The organism is Aquabacterium soli (assembly GCF_003933735.1).
GTDB classification, from domain to species: Bacteria; Pseudomonadota; Gammaproteobacteria; order Burkholderiales; family Burkholderiaceae_C; genus Aquabacterium; species Aquabacterium soli.
The window spans coordinates 163,342-178,248 of sequence record NZ_RSED01000006.1 but is presented as its reverse complement, the minus strand read 5'-3'; the positions used below and the strand labels follow the sequence as shown (position 1 = coordinate 178,248).

Here is a 14,907-nt window from a genome sequence, read left to right as displayed (position 1 = left end):
ATCAAGCCTGCGGTCATCCGGGCTGGCCTGCGGGCCCGCGGGGGGATTCCTGTAGGATTTGCCGCAACCGCCTGTGTGCAAGGAGTTTTGATGTCATCTGGAAGCCGCCACCTGTTCAAGCCTGCTGCGATGGCGATGCTGATCTTGTCGGGTTGTGCATCGGGTCCTTCCTCCACACCTCGCGCCTCTTCCCCTGCTGCCATGCCTTCCACGGCACAGGCCAGCGCGGCCAAGGCCACCGATGAACGTTTTGCCCAGTGGTTGGCGGGTTTTCGGGAGACCGCCCGAGCGGGCGGCATTGATGACGCCACCTTGACCAAAGCCCTCGATGGGGTGCGGCCGTACCACCGCGCGGTGGTGGCCGACCGCGCCCAGCCCGAGTTCACCCGCAGCTTCTGGGACTACCTGGAAGGTGTGGTGTCGGACCGCCGCGTGGCCACAGGGCAGCAAAAGCTCGCCGAGCTGCAGTCGCAGGCCGATGCCGTCACGACCCGTTATGGTCTGCCAGGGCCAGTGCTGATGGCGGTCTGGGGCATCGAGAGCAACTTCGGTGGCAACTATGGCGATGTGCCGGTGTTCGATGCACTGGCCACCCTGGGTTTCGAAGGGCGGCGCGAGGCCTGGGCGCGCACCGAACTGATGGCGGCCCTCAAGATCGTGCAGCGCGGTGACATCGAGCACCAGCGCATGGTGGGCTCCTGGGCAGGAGCCATGGGGCAGACGCAGTTCATGCCCACCTCGTACCTGGCGTATGCCGTTGATGCCGATGGTGACGGGCGCCGCGACATCTGGGGCAGCATGCCCGATGTGCTGGCCTCCACCGCCAACTTCCTGGCCCGCTCTGGGTGGCGCGCCGATGAGCCGTGGGGCCTCGAAGTGCAGCTGCCGCCTGGCTTTGACCCGGCCCGCGCTGATGTGTCAGTGCGCCAGAACGCCGAGCAGTGGGCGCTGGAGGGTGTGCGCACCTTGGACGGCTCACCATTGCCCAGCATGGGCGACGCGATGATCCTGCAGCCGGCGGGTGCGCGAGGCCCGGCCTTCCTGGTGGGGCGGAACTACCGCGCCATCCTTCGGTACAACAACTCGATGAGCTACGCGCTCACCGTGGGCCTGCTGTCGCAGCGCATCGCGGGTGGCCCGGGCGTGCAAGCTGCCTGGCCGCGAGACTTGCGCGCGCTGAACCGCGGCGAGGTGCTGGCCTTGCAGAGGGCGCTGAACCAGCGTGGCTTCGACAGCGGAGCGCCGGATGGTCAGTTGGGCCCTGCCACGCGCAAGGCGCTGCGGGATTTCCAGCGCAGCGAGGGTCTGCCTGCGGATGGCTTTGCCACCGAAGAGCTGCTGAGGCTTGCCCTGCAATCGCCCTGACGGCAGGCTCAGGGTGCCTGGTCTGGCGCTCGGTGCGCGCTGGATTCGATGATCCTGACGAATTTGCTCAGGACCTCGACGTCGTATTGGTGCCCGTTCTCATCCATCAGGATGCGCATGACCTGCGCATGCGTTCTGGGCTGGTGGTAAGGGCGCGCCGCGGCAATGGCGTCATAGGCATCGGCCACCGCGACGATCCGGGCCAGGTCCGGGATGGCGTCGCCTGACAGTCCATTGGGGTAGCCACTGCCATCGACTGCTTCATGGTGGCACAAGGCCACGGCAGCCACCGCGTTGATCTGGGCATCCGGGACTGCGCTGAGGATCTCGTAACCGCGGCATGGGTGTGTTCGCATCACGCGAAGCTCTTCGGCATCCAGGCGCCCCGGTTTGAGCAGGATGCGATCGGGGATGCCGATCTTGCCGACGTCGTGCAGCATGGCTGCCAGTTCGAGCACCCGGAGTTCATCCGACAGCAAACCCAGCGAGTGCCCGATGGCCCGGGCCAGGGCGCAGGTTCGGGTGCAGTGGGCCGCAGTGTGGTCGTTGCGTTCTTCAAGGGCCCGCATGACCGCAGCGGTTTCTCGGGCCAGCTCTTCGGGTGAGATGCCGGTCAGAGCCTGGGTCCCGCTCCAGCGGGCTGCCAGGCCGGGGCTGTTCACGTGCATGCAAGTCTCCCGATTTTGTCTTCCTGTTCATGCAATGTACCCATCCTGCAGCGCACGGCAAGAGAGACCATGAAGATGGCGCCCAAAAGGCCTTCTGATAGGCTCAAAAAAGCCGTTGGTTCCACATCGTGGGCTCTGCCCCCTGCCAGGAGCACGAACATGAGCACCTCCCTGCCTTCCGCCTCGCAATTGGCCACCAAGGCGAAGACCCCTTTCCCAGGCGCCTCTGCAGACTATGAGCACGCCCGCCGGGCCCTGCTGGCCGAGGAGATCGAATTCCGCCGGCACGCGACACGCCTGGTCGAGCAGCGAAGGGCGTTGCCCCCCGGACCTGTGATCATCAAGAACTACCGTTTCATGGACGAGCAGGGCTTCGACGTGGGCCTGATCGACCTCTTCGGCGACAAGGACACCCTGGTGACGTACTTCTGGATGTACGGCCCCCAGCGCGAGAGGCCTTGCCCCATGTGCACCAACTGGCTGGGTTCGGTCGAGGGCAATGCAGCAGACATCAAGCAGCGCGTGGCGCTGAAGATCCTGGGGCGATCGAGTGTGGAACGTCAGTACGCCTTTGCCCAGCAACGAGGGTGGCGCGATCTGAATTTCATCCAGACGGTGGGGGATGACTACGCCAGGGACCTGGGCATCCTGATGCCTGATGGCAGCGAATACCCGGCCTTGGTCGTTTTCAAGCGCGATGGCGATCAGGTGCGGCTGTTTTGGGCCAGTGAGATGACCAAGGAGATGGCCGATCCTGGGCAGGATCCGCGCGATGCGCCTGACATCGCGTCACTGTGGTCGATTCTCGACCTGACCCCGGAGGGCCGAGGCACGGACTGGTATCCCAAGCTGCAGTACTGAGGTACGGGCAGCGTCTGGGCACGCCCATTCCCACGCAGGGTTTGAGGATATGCCGCGCGCATGCCCTCAGCGTGAATTTGTGCGCGGCCCACACCGCAAGATGGCTGGCGCCATGCCGCTGAACTGCCGATAAGCGGGCAGCGTCTGGAATTGCCATGGCTGTCCGGCATTGATCGAGGCGCTCTCATCGCGCGAAATGCGGTTTCATATCGGTTGCATCGCGCGCTCTTTGCCGCCTTTCCTTTTGCCTCCGCCTGACATGAAGCGCTTCAAGACCTGGCCCCGCTGGCTGCAGATCGCCAGCATCGTTCTGATCATCCTTGGCAGCATTGCCGCACTGGTGGCCGCGGACCTGATGTCCAGCCAGCGCAGCACGGCGGGGCGCACCGAACTGGCTGCCCGCTTCGAAGCCGATCCGCAACCCTGGCTGCAGAAACCCATGAACGTGTCGGCTTTCGAGCGCGCGATCATGGAAGGCCGCGTGCGCGAGGTGGGGGTGGATGGCGCGCGCGCACTGGTCACCACCCGCTCTGGCGAGCGCTTCAGCACGCGCCTGCTCGCAGGCTCTGACGGCCTGGGCAGCCGGCTTGAATCGCTCAGCCGCGACAAGGGCTTTGATCTCACGCCGATCAGCATCGACGAACGCGAGCTGGGCATGCGCATCACTGACAGCCTGGGCGTGGTGATGCAGCGCGTGCTGGCCGTTGCCTCCGTGGCGATCACGGCTTTCCTGGCCTTCTACCTGGTGCGCCAGGGCGGTGGCCTGACCGGCAGCAAGACCCAACTGGCAGAAAAGCCCGAAGCAGGTTTCGACGAGGTGATCGGTGCGATGGAGGCCAAGGCTGCCTTGCAGCAGGTCACCGCCTTCATGAAATCTCCCGACAAGTACCTGGCCCTCGGTGCCAAGCCGCCCCGGGGCGTGCTGCTCGAAGGCCCGCCCGGCACCGGCAAGACCTTGCTGGCCCGGGCGCTGGCGGGTGAATGCGGCGCCAACTTCATCGCGGTCGACGGCTCGCACTTCTCCAGCATGTTCTACGGTGCCGGCATTGCCAAGGTGCGCGAGCTGTTCGCCACCGCCCGCAAGAACGCGCCCTGCATCGTCTTCATCGACGAGTTCGATGGCATCGGCCAGCGCTCCAACGGGGCGGGCAAGCCCAACGGCGGCGGTGTCTCGGAAGAGAACCGCATCATCAACAAGCTGCTGGTGGAGATGGACGGCTTTTCCGCGATGGACAACGTGATCGTGATTGGTGCCACCAACCACGTCGGCAACATCGATGAGGCGCTGCGACGCCCTGGCCGTTTCGACCTGGTGGCCCGCATGACCTTGCCCACCTTGGGCGATCGCCGTGCGCTGTTCGATCTGTGCCTGGGCCGTGTCAAGGCCGATCCCGCCGTCGACAGCGAGGCCCTGGCCCGCGCCAGCAGCACGCTGTCGCATGCGGACATCACCAACGTGGTCAACCGGGCCACGGTGCTGGCCGCGGAGCAGAACGCAGAGTCCGTGGGGCAGGCGCATCTGCATCGCGCGCTGGAGTCGCACCAGATGGGCGGCGAGGTGTCCGGCATGAAGGACCTGATGACGCCCGAAGACCGACACCGCATCGCCGTGCACGAGAGCGGCCACGCCATCGTGGCACACGCGCTGAAGGCCGGCGTGGTTGAACGCGTGACCATCGAGCCGCGCGGCCAGGCCCTTGGCGTGACCTTCGTGACACGTGTCAACGAACTGCCGCTTTATGGCGAACAGGAGCTGCATGGCCGCCTGGGCATGCTGCTGGCGGGCCGTGAGGCGGAATTGTTCGTGTTTGGCAACACCACATCCGGCGCATCGGACGACCTCAAGCGCGCGTCCGAGCTGGCCATCGACATGGTCAGCAGCCTGGGCCTGAGCAAGGAGTTCGGCCTGCTGAGCATCAAGGGCGTGCCCGACAGACTGGTGGGCCCGCACATCCAGGACCGTGTCCTGGCCGAGGCCAAGGCCCTGCTGGAAGGGGCGCAGGCTGCCTGCCGTGCGGCGCTGGAGGCGCAGGCGCATGTGCTGCATGCGATGACGGACAGTCTGCTGCGCGACGAGACGATTTCGGGCCATGGCCTGGAAGCCTTGCTGGAGCGCAAGGCTGCATGAACGCCCAACCCGGGTGTTTGTGAACTTTTGCACAGCGATTAGAATCGCGCCCGCTTCAGGTGTCCTTGAAGCCTTCACGGGCTGGCAAGGGTGAAACGGGAAGCCGGTGCGCAGACCCTGTCCGATTTGACGGACAGGCGCTCTGCCAAGCCGGCGCTGCCCCCGCAACGGTAGGCGAGTCAAGGCGGTCCACACCCTCAGGGGTAGCCACTGTGCAGCACGCACGGGAAGGCGGACCGCCCGCGTCATCATGGCGCACTCGCAAGCCCGGAGACCGGCCTGCCGCAACACATCCCGATGGCTGCGGTGGGCGGCGGGCGGAGAGCATGGCGCATGGCCAGGCGCGGGGCATTCTTGTCTCGCCCTGGTGGTGCGCTGTGCCGCGCATGCCTGTCTGTTCCGTGACGTCGGATCTTCAACTCAAGCCCGTGGCGGGAATGGCCCGGGCATTGGGAGATTCGCATGCGACACACTTCTTCTTTCCGCACCCTGGCGCTGGCCGCCCTGGCCCTGGCCGCCGGTGCCGCCCACGCTGGCCCCTTCGCGCCGGCCGCCGGCAAGCCAGGCAGCACCGCCATCAGCAAGGACGACGCGAGCATCGTCCAGTGGGCCACCGGTTACCAGAACTACCTGCCCGGCACCGGTGTGGACGCCACTTGGAAGACGCCTGAGAAGGCCCTGGGCAAGGCCGTGGGCGATTCCTACGATGTGGTCGTGCTGGGCGACAACGGCAGCATCACGCTGACGTTCGGCGGCTACATCACCAACGGCGCGGGCGCCGACTTCGCGGTGTTCGAGAACAGCTTCAGCGACACCTTCCTGGAGCTGGGCTGGGTGGAGGTGTCGTCCGATGGCGCCAACTTCTTCCGCTTCCCGAACTACTCGCTCACCACCAAGGCGGTGGGCGGCTTCGGCTCGGTCGACACGACCAACATCGACGGCCTGGCCGGCAAGTACCGTCAAGGCTTCGGCACGGGCTTCGATCTGGGCCTGCTGGCCGGCACAGCCGGGCTGGACATCGACAAGGTGCAGTACGTCCGCATCGTGGACATCGTGGGCAACGGCAGCGCGCGCGACAGCGCCGGCAACATCATCTATGACCCGTACCCGACGACTGGCAGCGCCGGCTTCGACCTGGACGCCGTGGGCGTGGTCCATTTCGCGCAGTTCACCACCACGCCCGCCGTGCCTGAGCCCGCCACCTGGCTGAGCTTTGCCTTCGGCCTGTGCGTGCTGGGTGCCTTGCGTGCCCGCCGGCAGGCCTGAGCCCGCAGCCTTCCATCCACATCGGAGCATTCCATGCAACACACCTTGATCGGCGCCTGCCTGGCGCTGTGCGCGACCCTGGGCGCCTCGTCGGCACAGGCCGCCACCACCTCCACGTTCGAAGAATTGGCCTTGGCCCCGTCGAGCCACTACTTCCCGCAAGCCAGCACGACCTTCACCAGCGGTGCGGCCACGTTCAGCCATGCCTACAGCAGTGACTATGGCAGTTGGTCGCAGTGGGTCTATTCCAACGAGACGGACACCACGACGGCCGGCTATGAGAACCAGTTCAGCGTGTTCAACAGCAGTGGCGCAGCGCAGTCGTCCAATTTCGCCATTGCGTATGTGTCGTCGTATGAGCCAGAGCCCACCACGATCACGTTTGCCGCGCCCGTGCAGCTGAACAGTGTGGCACTGACCAACACGACTTACGCTGCGCTGTCCATGCAGCAGGGCGACAGCTTCGCCAAGAAGTTCGGTGGCATCTCGGGCAACGACGCCGACTACTTCTACGTGTCCATCATTGGCAAGGCATTCGACGGCAGCACCACCGGCACGGTGGATGTCTACCTCGCCGACTACCGGTTTGGCGACAACAGCCAGGACTACATCCTGGACCAGTGGCTGACGGTGAACTTGTCGAGCCTGGGCACGGTGTCGTCGCTGCAGTTCGAGATGTACTCGTCTGACACGGGTCTCTATGGCATCAACACGCCCACCTACTTCGCGCTGGACAACCTGAGCGTGGCCGCCGCCGTGCCAGAGCCTTCGACGGCCTGGCTGTCGCTGGCAGGCGTGGGCCTGATGGCTGCCGCCCTGCGCCGCCGCAAGCTGGCATGAGGAAAACCATGGCCGTGCGCAGACATCAGGGCAAAGGCATGTGCCCCAACGCGTTCCATGCGCTGGCGTGGGCTGGTGCCACCTGCTGCGTGCTGGCCATGGTTGACCAGCCGGCCATGGCGCAGGCGGCCGATGGCTCGGGCTTGCCGCCCGTGACCGTCACCGCCAACCGTGACGTGGTGGACGGGCCTGGGGCGGCATCCTCCGCACCGACCAACAATGTCACTGTCATCGGCGAGGAGGCGATCCGGCGGTCAACGGCCACCAGCCTGGCCGAGGTGCTGGCCACCGAGGCCAACCTGAACCTGCACAGCTTCTACGGGAACGACCGCTACGCCAACATCGACATCCGGGGCATGGGCGATGCCGCCGTCAGCAACGTGCTGGTGGTGGTCGATGGCGAGGTGATCAACGAGAACGACCTCTCCGCTGCGGACCTGTCCACGGTACCCCTGTCGCAGATCTCGCGCATCGAGGTGATCCGTGGTGGTGGCAGCGTGTTGTACGGGCCGGGCGCCGTGGGCGGTGTGATCAGCATCACCACCCGACGTCCTGAGCCCGGGCAGACGCGCGCCGATGCGGGCGTGAAGATGGGCTCGTTCGGGACGCGCTCCGTCCGTGCCGCGCTCGAGGGCGGGCTGGGTCAGTTTGCCGGCCGACTGCAAGCAGGCCACGCCACCACCGATGGCTACCGGGACAACAGTGCTCTGCACACAGATCAGGTCGGGGGCGAGCTTCGTTGGCTCCCCCGCATGAGCATGGGACTGAGCGAGGTCTATCTCAAAGCCTCGCGCAGCAAGAGCCGCAATGGGTTCCCGGCTGGTTTGCCGGCCAGCGTTCTGGATGGCAGTGAATCGGATCGCCGCGCCACCCGAACACCGTATGACTTTGGCACCGTCGATGATTGGAAAGTCAGCACGGGTGCCATCTTCGATTGGCAGCAGGCGGGACGCCTGGCGCTGAGCTACACCCATCGCGATCGGCAGAACCCCTTCTTGATGGGGTTCGAGCCTCTGCCTTTGCTGGACGATCCGATCGAGCAGCAGATGCGGGACAAGACCACGGCGATCTACTCGCGTCGTGAAGACATGTCGGCGCGTTATGAGGTGCAGTGGATGTGGCGTGACCTGCCCCAGGCCCTGACCTTGGGAGGAGAGTGGGGGCGAGGGCGCTATGACCGGGACATGAATGGGCTGGATGAGCCTGATCCGCGCATCGTGGGTCGTGTGCGCAGCCGTGCGGGCCTGGCGGATCTGATGCTGTCGCCCGTGAGCGGTGTGAAGTTGCATGCCGGCGTCCGGCTGGACCAGAAGGCCGTGCTGCACCAGGACCTCAGTCACAATGATGGTTGCCAATACACGCCGACCCTCCCGCCTGTGTTGATCGGATGCACGCCACATTACGATGTTCGCGCCCAGTCGGTGCGCCGCTGGAATCACCGCAGTGCCGAACTGGGTGCCAGTTGGCGCGTGTCGCCGGCGTGGGAGCCTTTCGCCAGCATCAGCCGGCATGTGCGCCAGCCCAACCTCGATGAAATGACGCTGGCCGGGCTGGATCTGCGCCCTCAGCGCGGGCAGACGCGCGAGGTCGGCATCCGCTACACGCCCACGCCGGACTTCTCCGCCACGCTCACTGCGTTCATGATGAACATCACGGACGAGATCTACCTGGGGTACGACGACCATTTCGCACAAGACCGCAACCGCAACTACGATTGGCCCACCCGTCGTCGTGGGCTGGAGCTGGATGCTCGCTGGCGCGTGCTGTCCAAGCTGACGCTGCGGGGCCAGTGGGCCCATGTGGAGCCGCGCTTCGAGGTGATCAACACCCGGGTGCCGCTGGTGCCGAGTGACACTGTCAGCGCAGCCGTTCAATGGCAGCCCGGTGCGGGGTGGCAGTGGACCACGAGCGCGCGGTACGTCAGCAAGCGCATGGATGGCAACGATTGGTCCAACACGGCCCCTTCGCTGAATCCATACACCGTGGTGGACACCGTGGTGCGTTATGAACGCGGCGGTTTTGAGCTCAGCACGGGCATCACCAATCTGTTCGACGAGGTCTACACGACCAAGGCCTACTCGCAGACGGTGTACCCCATGCCAGGCCGGGGGGGGTATGTCTCGCTGAACCTGCGCTACTGACCCGACACCCGCCCGCATGGGGCCTGTGGCTCACCCCAGCAAGTTGCCAGCCTTCTCCGCCTCGACCTTGACACGCTTGGCAAGCCTCATCGCCTTCTGGGGAGAGGCTTCCTTGGACTGAGCCAGGATGAGCAGGTAATTGAGAAGGTCGCCCATCGACTGCAGGATCTCCTGCTCTGCCGGGTCTTGCCCGAACCCAGCGATCACCAGTGCATTGTGGGTGTCGTCGAATTCATCGAAGGCCTGCTGGAAGTGCTCGTCCTTGAGCAAGGTCTTGGTGTTGTCGGTCAGGCGGTGCAGCGTGGCCAGCCTCGAAGGGTCGCGCACACCCTTCTGGAACTGATCGAGTTCCCTCATCGATACGTAGCCCTCGGTGATCTCCTTGTACGCGCTCACCAGATCAGACTTCTTCCACTTGAGCGCTTCCTTCATCTGCTCCAGCTGTCTGCGTCGCTGCTCGATTTCCGGCTTGGACAGCTCAGGCGCTTCTTCCTTCAACGCCATGGCCAGCTGCAGCAGTTTTTTCTCGTTCTCGTGGAGATCGGATTGCTGCTGATCGAGCCGCGACATTCTGAGTTCTTTGCGCTGTGAAGCCCCTTGCTTGAACCGATCGACCTCTGTCGCACTGGGCCTGGGATTGCCGGGACTGGCGAGCTTGTCATCGATCAGCTCGCGCAGTTTCTCGTTCTCCTTGAGGATGTCCTGTCCGGACCTGATCTTGAACGCAGGGTCGTTGTGCTGGATCTTGTGGATTTCCTCGTGCAGGTCCGAAAGCCGGTCCATCACCATTGCGATGGCCTGCTGGCGTTCTTCATGCTCGTCACCGCCCTCCAATGAGTGTTGTTGCGCACGTTGCACCAAGGCAATCACCGACTCGTGGGCCTGGGTCAAGACGTCGAAATCCACCGGCTCCTTGCTGAGTATCTTGTGGATGCCATCGAGCTTGTCGATGACCCCTGATTTCCATTCGCCTGGCTTGAGTGGCAGGGCATAGGCCACGTTGCCGTCTTCGGTCAGGCCATAACCCGAGGCCTTGTTGCCCTGGCGCGCCTGCTTGAGTTCCTGTTTGCTCGCGTGTTCTCGCACGGAGGCCTTGTGCATCTCGGCGTAGTCCGGGTGCTCCTTGTCGGTCTGGTGCTTGACCTCGGCACGGGCCGCTTCTTCGCCTTTGACCATGCGGGCCAGACGTGCGAGCGTCTGCAGGGCCGCGTCGAAATGACCGGCCTTGGCTTCCTGCACCATTTGTGCGAAGTTGGCGTCCAGGTCTTCCGCCCAGGTGACCTTCTTCAGCGAGCGGGCCTTGTTGAGCGCCTGGTCGAAGGCGGGGCGCAGGATCTTGAGCTTGTCCTGAAACTCCTTGGCGCGCCCTGAGGCCGGCGTGCTCGTGGCGCCCGATGGCTTGGCCGTGATGGGCGGCGCGACGGACTTGGCCTCGGGTGATCCTGCCTGGCCCTCATCGGCTTCGTTCTCGGCCCCTTCACCGTCTTCCTCGTCTTCGCCGTTGAACTTGACCGTGCTCTTGATGCCCGACAGCTTCAGCGCCGTGCTCACCAGCTTGGGCTGGAGCTTGCCGGTCTCACGCTCGAAGATGATCTCGTCCTGCGCCGTCACCGTGCACACGCCTGTGCCGTACTGGGCCTTGGGTGCCTGCTTCTTCAGGTCGCCGATCAGGCTCTTGGCAATGTCGCCCACCAGCACCAGAGGGGCTTCCTTCTTGTCGAACGGGTAGGCGTCGAAGTAATAGAAGGGCTCCTGGCCAGGCGTGGCCAGGGCCTTGCGCAGGATCTTTTCGTAGTCGGCGCGGGTGTTGATCTGGCCGATCATCTTGAAGTACGTGGTCACCTTGCTGGCCTTTGGTCTGCTGGGAATCAGAAATTGTGACCAGCCGTCCCAGTGCTGGATACCCTCCGAACTGCTTGTTCTGCCCCGTTCAAGGGGGTGGCCACCTGATCCGAAGGGTGCAGAGCGCCTGCTTGAGTTGGCCGATTGACCGGGCGGGTTATCCCTGTGCTTGTCTGGGGATGGCCCACGCGGGCAAACCCGTGTTCATCCATGGCGTGTCAATCATTGGCCGTTAATGCAAATGTCGTCCTCTTCGGGCATCACTAGCATCTGCTTCTCTCTCGTGTCACTTCGCGACGTGTTTGGCGCCATGTCTTTCGGGCATGGCGCTCTTTCTTGTGCGGTGGTGCTGTGCCTAGGGTAATTCCTGTGCAGGATGGCTTCTTGTCGGTATGTAAAGACAGCAGACTGTCGGCGTTGCCGCGCGTCATGGTGACCAGTGCCGCCCGACGACGATCTGCTGCTGCATATGCGAATTTCACCCCTGAACCTCAAGATCCTGGCCTACACACTGGACGTGGAGGGCCACAGTTCGGCCAACGTGCTGCAACGTTGTGGCCTCGATGGCCTCGACGACCTCGATGAGGATGGCGACTGGCTGCCGGTGGAGCTGTTCGACCGCATGATGGCCTACGCGATGGAGGAAACCGGCGATCCGGCGTTCGCGCTGGTGGCCGGCAAGAGCCTGGCCCTGATGCGCTATGGGCACATGGTTCCGCTGGTGATCAGCTCGCCCAGCCTGCGCCAGGCGCTGGTGGATGTGCAGCGCTTTGCACCGCTGGTGCTGCCTTCCTCCGAACTGTTGCTGTCAGAGACATCCAAAGCGACGCGCCTGGAGGTGCACCCCATCGTGGCCAATGGCCTGAGCGGGCGCTTTCGCACCGAGTTCGCTGCCATGAGCGCCGTGCAGATGCTGCGCTTCACGGGGGCGGACTGGCGTGACATCCACCGTGTCGATTTTCCGTATCCTTGTCCGCCGACCCTCCGTGACCGCTACACGGCCACCTTCGGTGAGCAACTGTTCTTCTCACAAAGCGGGTGCGGTGTCACCTTCGATCCGCGTCTGCTGGACAAACCCTTGCCTTCCCATGATCCGGTGTCCTACATGGCGGCTCGCACCCGTGCTGAATCGGCGCTGTCGGCCATGCAGAACCGATCCGACACCGCAGAACGGGTCAGGCAGTGGTTGCTGGACGCGTTCCCTCGGCAACCCTCGATGGCTGAAACGGCCAGGCACCTCGGCATGACGGAGCGCACGCTGAGGCGGCACTTGGCCTTGCTGAACACCTCGCACATCGAACTGGCTCAGGATTGCCAGCGCCTGATGGCGGAGCGCCTGCTGGCCGAGGGCGTGCTGTCGATCAAGCAGGTGGCCGATGAACTGGGCTTTGCCTCGGTGAGCACCTTCCATCGGGCGTTCAGGCGCTGGACAGGCGAGACACCATCGACCTGGCGCACCGACCGCACGGCGGTGCATCGGTAGCCGGGCCGGAGCTGCCTTCGTTCTTAGACTTTGAGCTCTTCCCTGGTATCAGGGCTGCGCTCGTGCGTGCTTTGCCACAAGCCTGTGTTGATCAGCTTGAGGGAGTCTGTCATCGAGCGAGCCCAGGCGTCAGCGGCCTGGCTGAGTGTGGTCTGCAGCAGCTCACCCGATTCGATCACTTGGGCCAGGGCCTCCTGCGCGCCTTGATCCGCATGAGCCAGCCCGTTGGCCAGGGCCGCAGAGGTTTCCTCATCTGCCGGGCGGTCGATCAGGCCGGCCGAGCGGCGCAAGGTGGTGGCCATGTCGGCCTCGATCTCTTCCACCAGGGCATCGGGCCCAATCCCATTGGGATAGTTCAAGGTATAGACCACGCGTGTCTGCCCTGCGCTCTTGAGCGGGATGAACAACACGGATGCCAGGCAAACCACCTCATCGCGCCGAGCATGCCATCGCACCATTTCCAGAGGGCGGCGCTGAACATGGTCCACCGTCCAGTCGCCATCGGCCTGTTGCCAGAGCCAGTGATGATCGCCCAGCGGCTTCACGCGCTGCAGGCTGGGCATGATGTCCGGGTACAGGGCCAGGTGGGCCCAGCGGGCGTCGATTTCCTGGATGGGGGTGTCGGTCTCCAGCGTCTTGACCAGCTTGATGTTCTTGCTCATGGAAGCCTCCGTCAGGTTGGACGGTCCGCGATGTGACGAACCGTTTTGGCACCAACATGGCACATGGCGTGCCAGCCGGGCTCTCCTGACGGGTGGATCGGTGAAGCCCTACGCCGAGGGCTTACCGATGCCGGCAGCACCATCAGCGAGAGCCGCCACTGGTGCCAGTGCCGCCACTGCCAAGGCCTGAACCCGAGCTGCTGCCTGTGGTGCCCGGGCTGTAGACGCTGCCATTGCCGGTCGGAGAACCGCGCGTGTCGCCGGTCGGCCGGTTGCGCTGGTCCACGGTGCCCGACAGCGATCCTGCATCGGGCGTGGTGGGGCTGCTGGCACCTGGCAGCGGTGTCACGGCACTGGGCACGCTGGGGGCGGGAATCGTGGGGCTGCCGGGAGTGACGATTGACCCCGGTGATGAGATCGTGCCTGACGGGGACACCGTGCCGGTACGGCCGGTGTCTGCAGGGGCCGGGCTGGTCTGGGCCTGCGCCAGACCCATCGCAGCGCTGATCGCGGTGACGATGCCGAGGTGTGCGAGAGTGGTTTTCATGATGCGCTCCTTGATGTGAGACAACGCTCCCGCAGAATCGAGAGCGCCGTATACAGCAGGCGGCAAGCGGTGTTCCTCCCTCTGACGCCACGGCGTCATCCAGGCGGTGTGCTTCAGGGGATCACAGCCCCTTGAGCTTGAGCCGGTTGGCCTGTGTGCGGTAGAAGGCCACCGGATCTGGGGCACCCTTGCCCAGCAGGCCGAAGATGTGGTTCATCTCGTCGATGTGGTTCCAGGGGTAGTCGTCGCGGATCACCTTGCCGAAACGGGCCGAGCACACGGTGATCACACCGTCGCTGGGCGTGGTGCTTTCCAGCATGGCCGCATCCGACAGATCCCAGCCATTGGTCTTGGCCTTGGCGCCGGTGATGGAGTAGAAGTAGATGCCGTTCTGGTATTCCTTGCCGTCCAGGCCGCAATAGCTGCTCGGCACGCCGCCGGGGAAGCGCACGGCGAAGTCATTGACCTCGGCTGCGAAGTTCTTGATGGCCTCCACGTCCTGGGGCAGTTTGGACTGGCCCGAGATCCAGGCGACGAAGGATCCGAAGCCCTGTGTCAGCGAGGCATAGTTGTTGATCAGGTCGTTGACGCTGTTGTCCGCATCCTGCGAGGTCATCAGGACCGGGCTGCCCACGGTCGTGATGCTGGCCACCAGCTGGGGCGCCACGCCCGCCACGTAGCGCGAAGTGGGGCCACCCTGGCTGTGACCGATCAGGTTGAACTTCTTGACGCCATCGGCGGCGGCCCATTGCTGCATCTGCTTGAGCAGTTGTTCGCCGCGTACCTCGGCGCTGTTGACCTGCGATACCGCGGCCACATAGACCTTGGCGCCGTTCTTGCGCAGGTCATCGGGCACCTGGTAGAAGTAGTCGACACCCAGGATCTCCTTGAAGCCCATGAAGCCATGTACCAGCACGATGGGGTACTTGGTCTGGGCGGTGGTGGACGTGGCGGCTTGGACGCCCGAGGTGCCGAACAACACGGGCAGGGCCAGTGTGGCGGCCAGGAGCAGGGAGCGAATGGTCATGTCGTGATCCTCAAGAAAGAGTGATGTGTCCAAAAAATTGTTCAGTTGATGAACTATTGTTGAGCGCACCGGAGTCT

12 protein-coding genes and 1 riboswitch are annotated in these 14,907 nt (G+C 64.4%); of the genes, 7 read left to right on the top strand and 5 right to left on the bottom strand.

Translation table 11 applies throughout. The features are described 5' to 3' along the window. The first annotated feature begins 90 nt into the window (after positions 1-90). On the top strand, positions 91-1,365 hold the full coding sequence (locus tag EIP75_RS09440; RefSeq protein WP_125243009.1) for a lytic murein transglycosylase: 1,275 nt from the start codon (positions 91-93) through the stop codon (positions 1,363-1,365). Positions 1,366-1,373: 8 nt separating this feature from the next. On the opposite strand, the gene EIP75_RS09435 is transcribed toward EIP75_RS09440, so the two are convergent. Further along, complete coding sequence (locus tag EIP75_RS09435) at positions 1,374-2,033, bottom strand: HD-GYP domain-containing protein (protein ID WP_125243008.1); 660 nt, start codon at positions 2,031-2,033, stop codon at positions 1,374-1,376. Between the two features lie 159 nt (positions 2,034-2,192). Here EIP75_RS09435 and EIP75_RS09430 point away from each other — a divergent pair, with 159 nt between their 5' ends. The 5 genes from EIP75_RS09430 (at position 2,193) to EIP75_RS09410 (ending at position 9,269) form a co-directional block, all read left to right on the top strand. Beyond that, positions 2,193-2,894: a DUF899 family protein gene (locus EIP75_RS09430; RefSeq protein ID WP_125243007.1), complete on the top strand. Its 702-nt coding sequence runs from the start codon at positions 2,193-2,195 to the stop codon at positions 2,892-2,894. A 259-nt stretch (positions 2,895-3,153) separates the two neighbouring features. After that, entirely contained in the window at positions 3,154-5,022 is a 1,869-nt protein-coding gene (locus EIP75_RS09425) for an ATP-dependent metallopeptidase FtsH/Yme1/Tma family protein (protein ID WP_158622792.1), read from the top strand. Positions 5,023-5,062: 40 nt separating this feature from the next. Next, positions 5,063-5,319, top strand: a riboswitch (cobalamin riboswitch). Between the two features lie 165 nt (positions 5,320-5,484). After that, positions 5,485-6,288, top strand: coding sequence for a PEP-CTERM sorting domain-containing protein (locus tag EIP75_RS09420; protein ID WP_125243005.1), 804 nt, complete (start codon positions 5,485-5,487; stop codon positions 6,286-6,288). A gap of 33 nt (positions 6,289-6,321) precedes the next feature. After that, positions 6,322-7,128 carry a DUF4465 domain-containing protein gene (locus tag EIP75_RS24510; protein WP_125243004.1) on the top strand — a complete coding sequence of 269 codons (807 nt, stop codon included), beginning with the start codon at positions 6,322-6,324 and terminating at the stop codon, positions 7,126-7,128. 8 nt (positions 7,129-7,136) lie between these two features. Continuing rightward, positions 7,137-9,269: a TonB-dependent receptor gene (locus EIP75_RS09410; RefSeq protein ID WP_158622791.1), complete on the top strand. Its 2,133-nt coding sequence runs from the start codon at positions 7,137-7,139 to the stop codon at positions 9,267-9,269. A gap of 30 nt (positions 9,270-9,299) precedes the next feature. On the opposite strand, the gene EIP75_RS09405 is transcribed toward EIP75_RS09410, so the two are convergent. Continuing rightward, a complete protein-coding gene (locus EIP75_RS09405) occupies positions 9,300-11,111 on the bottom strand; it encodes an Atg14 domain-containing protein (RefSeq protein WP_125243002.1) in 1,812 nt (603 codons plus the stop codon). A 469-nt stretch (positions 11,112-11,580) separates the two neighbouring features. Here EIP75_RS09405 and EIP75_RS09400 point away from each other — a divergent pair, with 469 nt between their 5' ends. Then, a complete protein-coding gene (locus tag EIP75_RS09400; RefSeq protein WP_125243001.1) occupies positions 11,581-12,594 on the top strand; it encodes an AraC family transcriptional regulator in 1,014 nt (337 codons plus the stop codon). A gap of 23 nt (positions 12,595-12,617) precedes the next feature. Here the strand turns inward: EIP75_RS09400 and EIP75_RS09395 are convergent, their stop codons facing one another. From EIP75_RS09395 to EIP75_RS09385, 3 genes are all read right to left on the bottom strand, one after another. Beyond that, positions 12,618-13,256, bottom strand: a complete 639-nt coding sequence (locus tag EIP75_RS09395) for an SRPBCC family protein (protein ID WP_125243000.1) — start codon at positions 13,254-13,256, stop codon at positions 12,618-12,620. Positions 13,257-13,398: 142 nt separating this feature from the next. Continuing rightward, complete coding sequence (locus EIP75_RS09390) at positions 13,399-13,803, bottom strand: hypothetical protein (protein ID WP_125242999.1); 405 nt, start codon at positions 13,801-13,803, stop codon at positions 13,399-13,401. 121 nt (positions 13,804-13,924) lie between these two features. Then, complete coding sequence (locus EIP75_RS09385) at positions 13,925-14,830, bottom strand: esterase/lipase family protein (RefSeq protein ID WP_125242998.1); 906 nt, start codon at positions 14,828-14,830, stop codon at positions 13,925-13,927. Positions 14,831-14,907: the final 77 nt, after the last annotated feature.

Excerpts from the sequence above, each read along its gene's own strand:
- EIP75_RS09425 (WP_158622792.1), top strand. The coding sequence starts at position 3,154 with ATGAAGCGCTTCAAGACCTGGCCCCGCTGGCTGCAGATCGCCAGCATC.
- EIP75_RS09430 (WP_125243007.1), top strand. The coding sequence starts at position 2,193 with ATGAGCACCTCCCTGCCTTCCGCCTCGCAATTGGCCACCAAGGCGAAG.
- EIP75_RS09440 (WP_125243009.1), top strand. The coding sequence starts at position 91 with ATGTCATCTGGAAGCCGCCACCTGTTCAAGCCTGCTGCGATGGCGATG.
- EIP75_RS09385 (WP_125242998.1), bottom strand. The coding sequence starts at position 14,830 with ATGACCATTCGCTCCCTGCTCCTGGCCGCCACACTGGCCCTGCCCGTG.
- EIP75_RS09400 (WP_125243001.1), top strand. The coding sequence starts at position 11,581 with ATGCGAATTTCACCCCTGAACCTCAAGATCCTGGCCTACACACTGGAC.
- EIP75_RS09410 (WP_158622791.1), top strand. The coding sequence starts at position 7,137 with ATGGCCGTGCGCAGACATCAGGGCAAAGGCATGTGCCCCAACGCGTTC.
- EIP75_RS09390 (WP_125242999.1), bottom strand. The coding sequence starts at position 13,803 with ATGAAAACCACTCTCGCACACCTCGGCATCGTCACCGCGATCAGCGCT.
- EIP75_RS09420 (WP_125243005.1), top strand. The coding sequence starts at position 5,485 with ATGCGACACACTTCTTCTTTCCGCACCCTGGCGCTGGCCGCCCTGGCC.
- EIP75_RS24510 (WP_125243004.1), top strand. The coding sequence starts at position 6,322 with ATGCAACACACCTTGATCGGCGCCTGCCTGGCGCTGTGCGCGACCCTG.
- EIP75_RS09435 (WP_125243008.1), bottom strand. The coding sequence starts at position 2,033 with ATGCACGTGAACAGCCCCGGCCTGGCAGCCCGCTGGAGCGGGACCCAG.
- EIP75_RS09395 (WP_125243000.1), bottom strand. The coding sequence starts at position 13,256 with ATGAGCAAGAACATCAAGCTGGTCAAGACGCTGGAGACCGACACCCCC.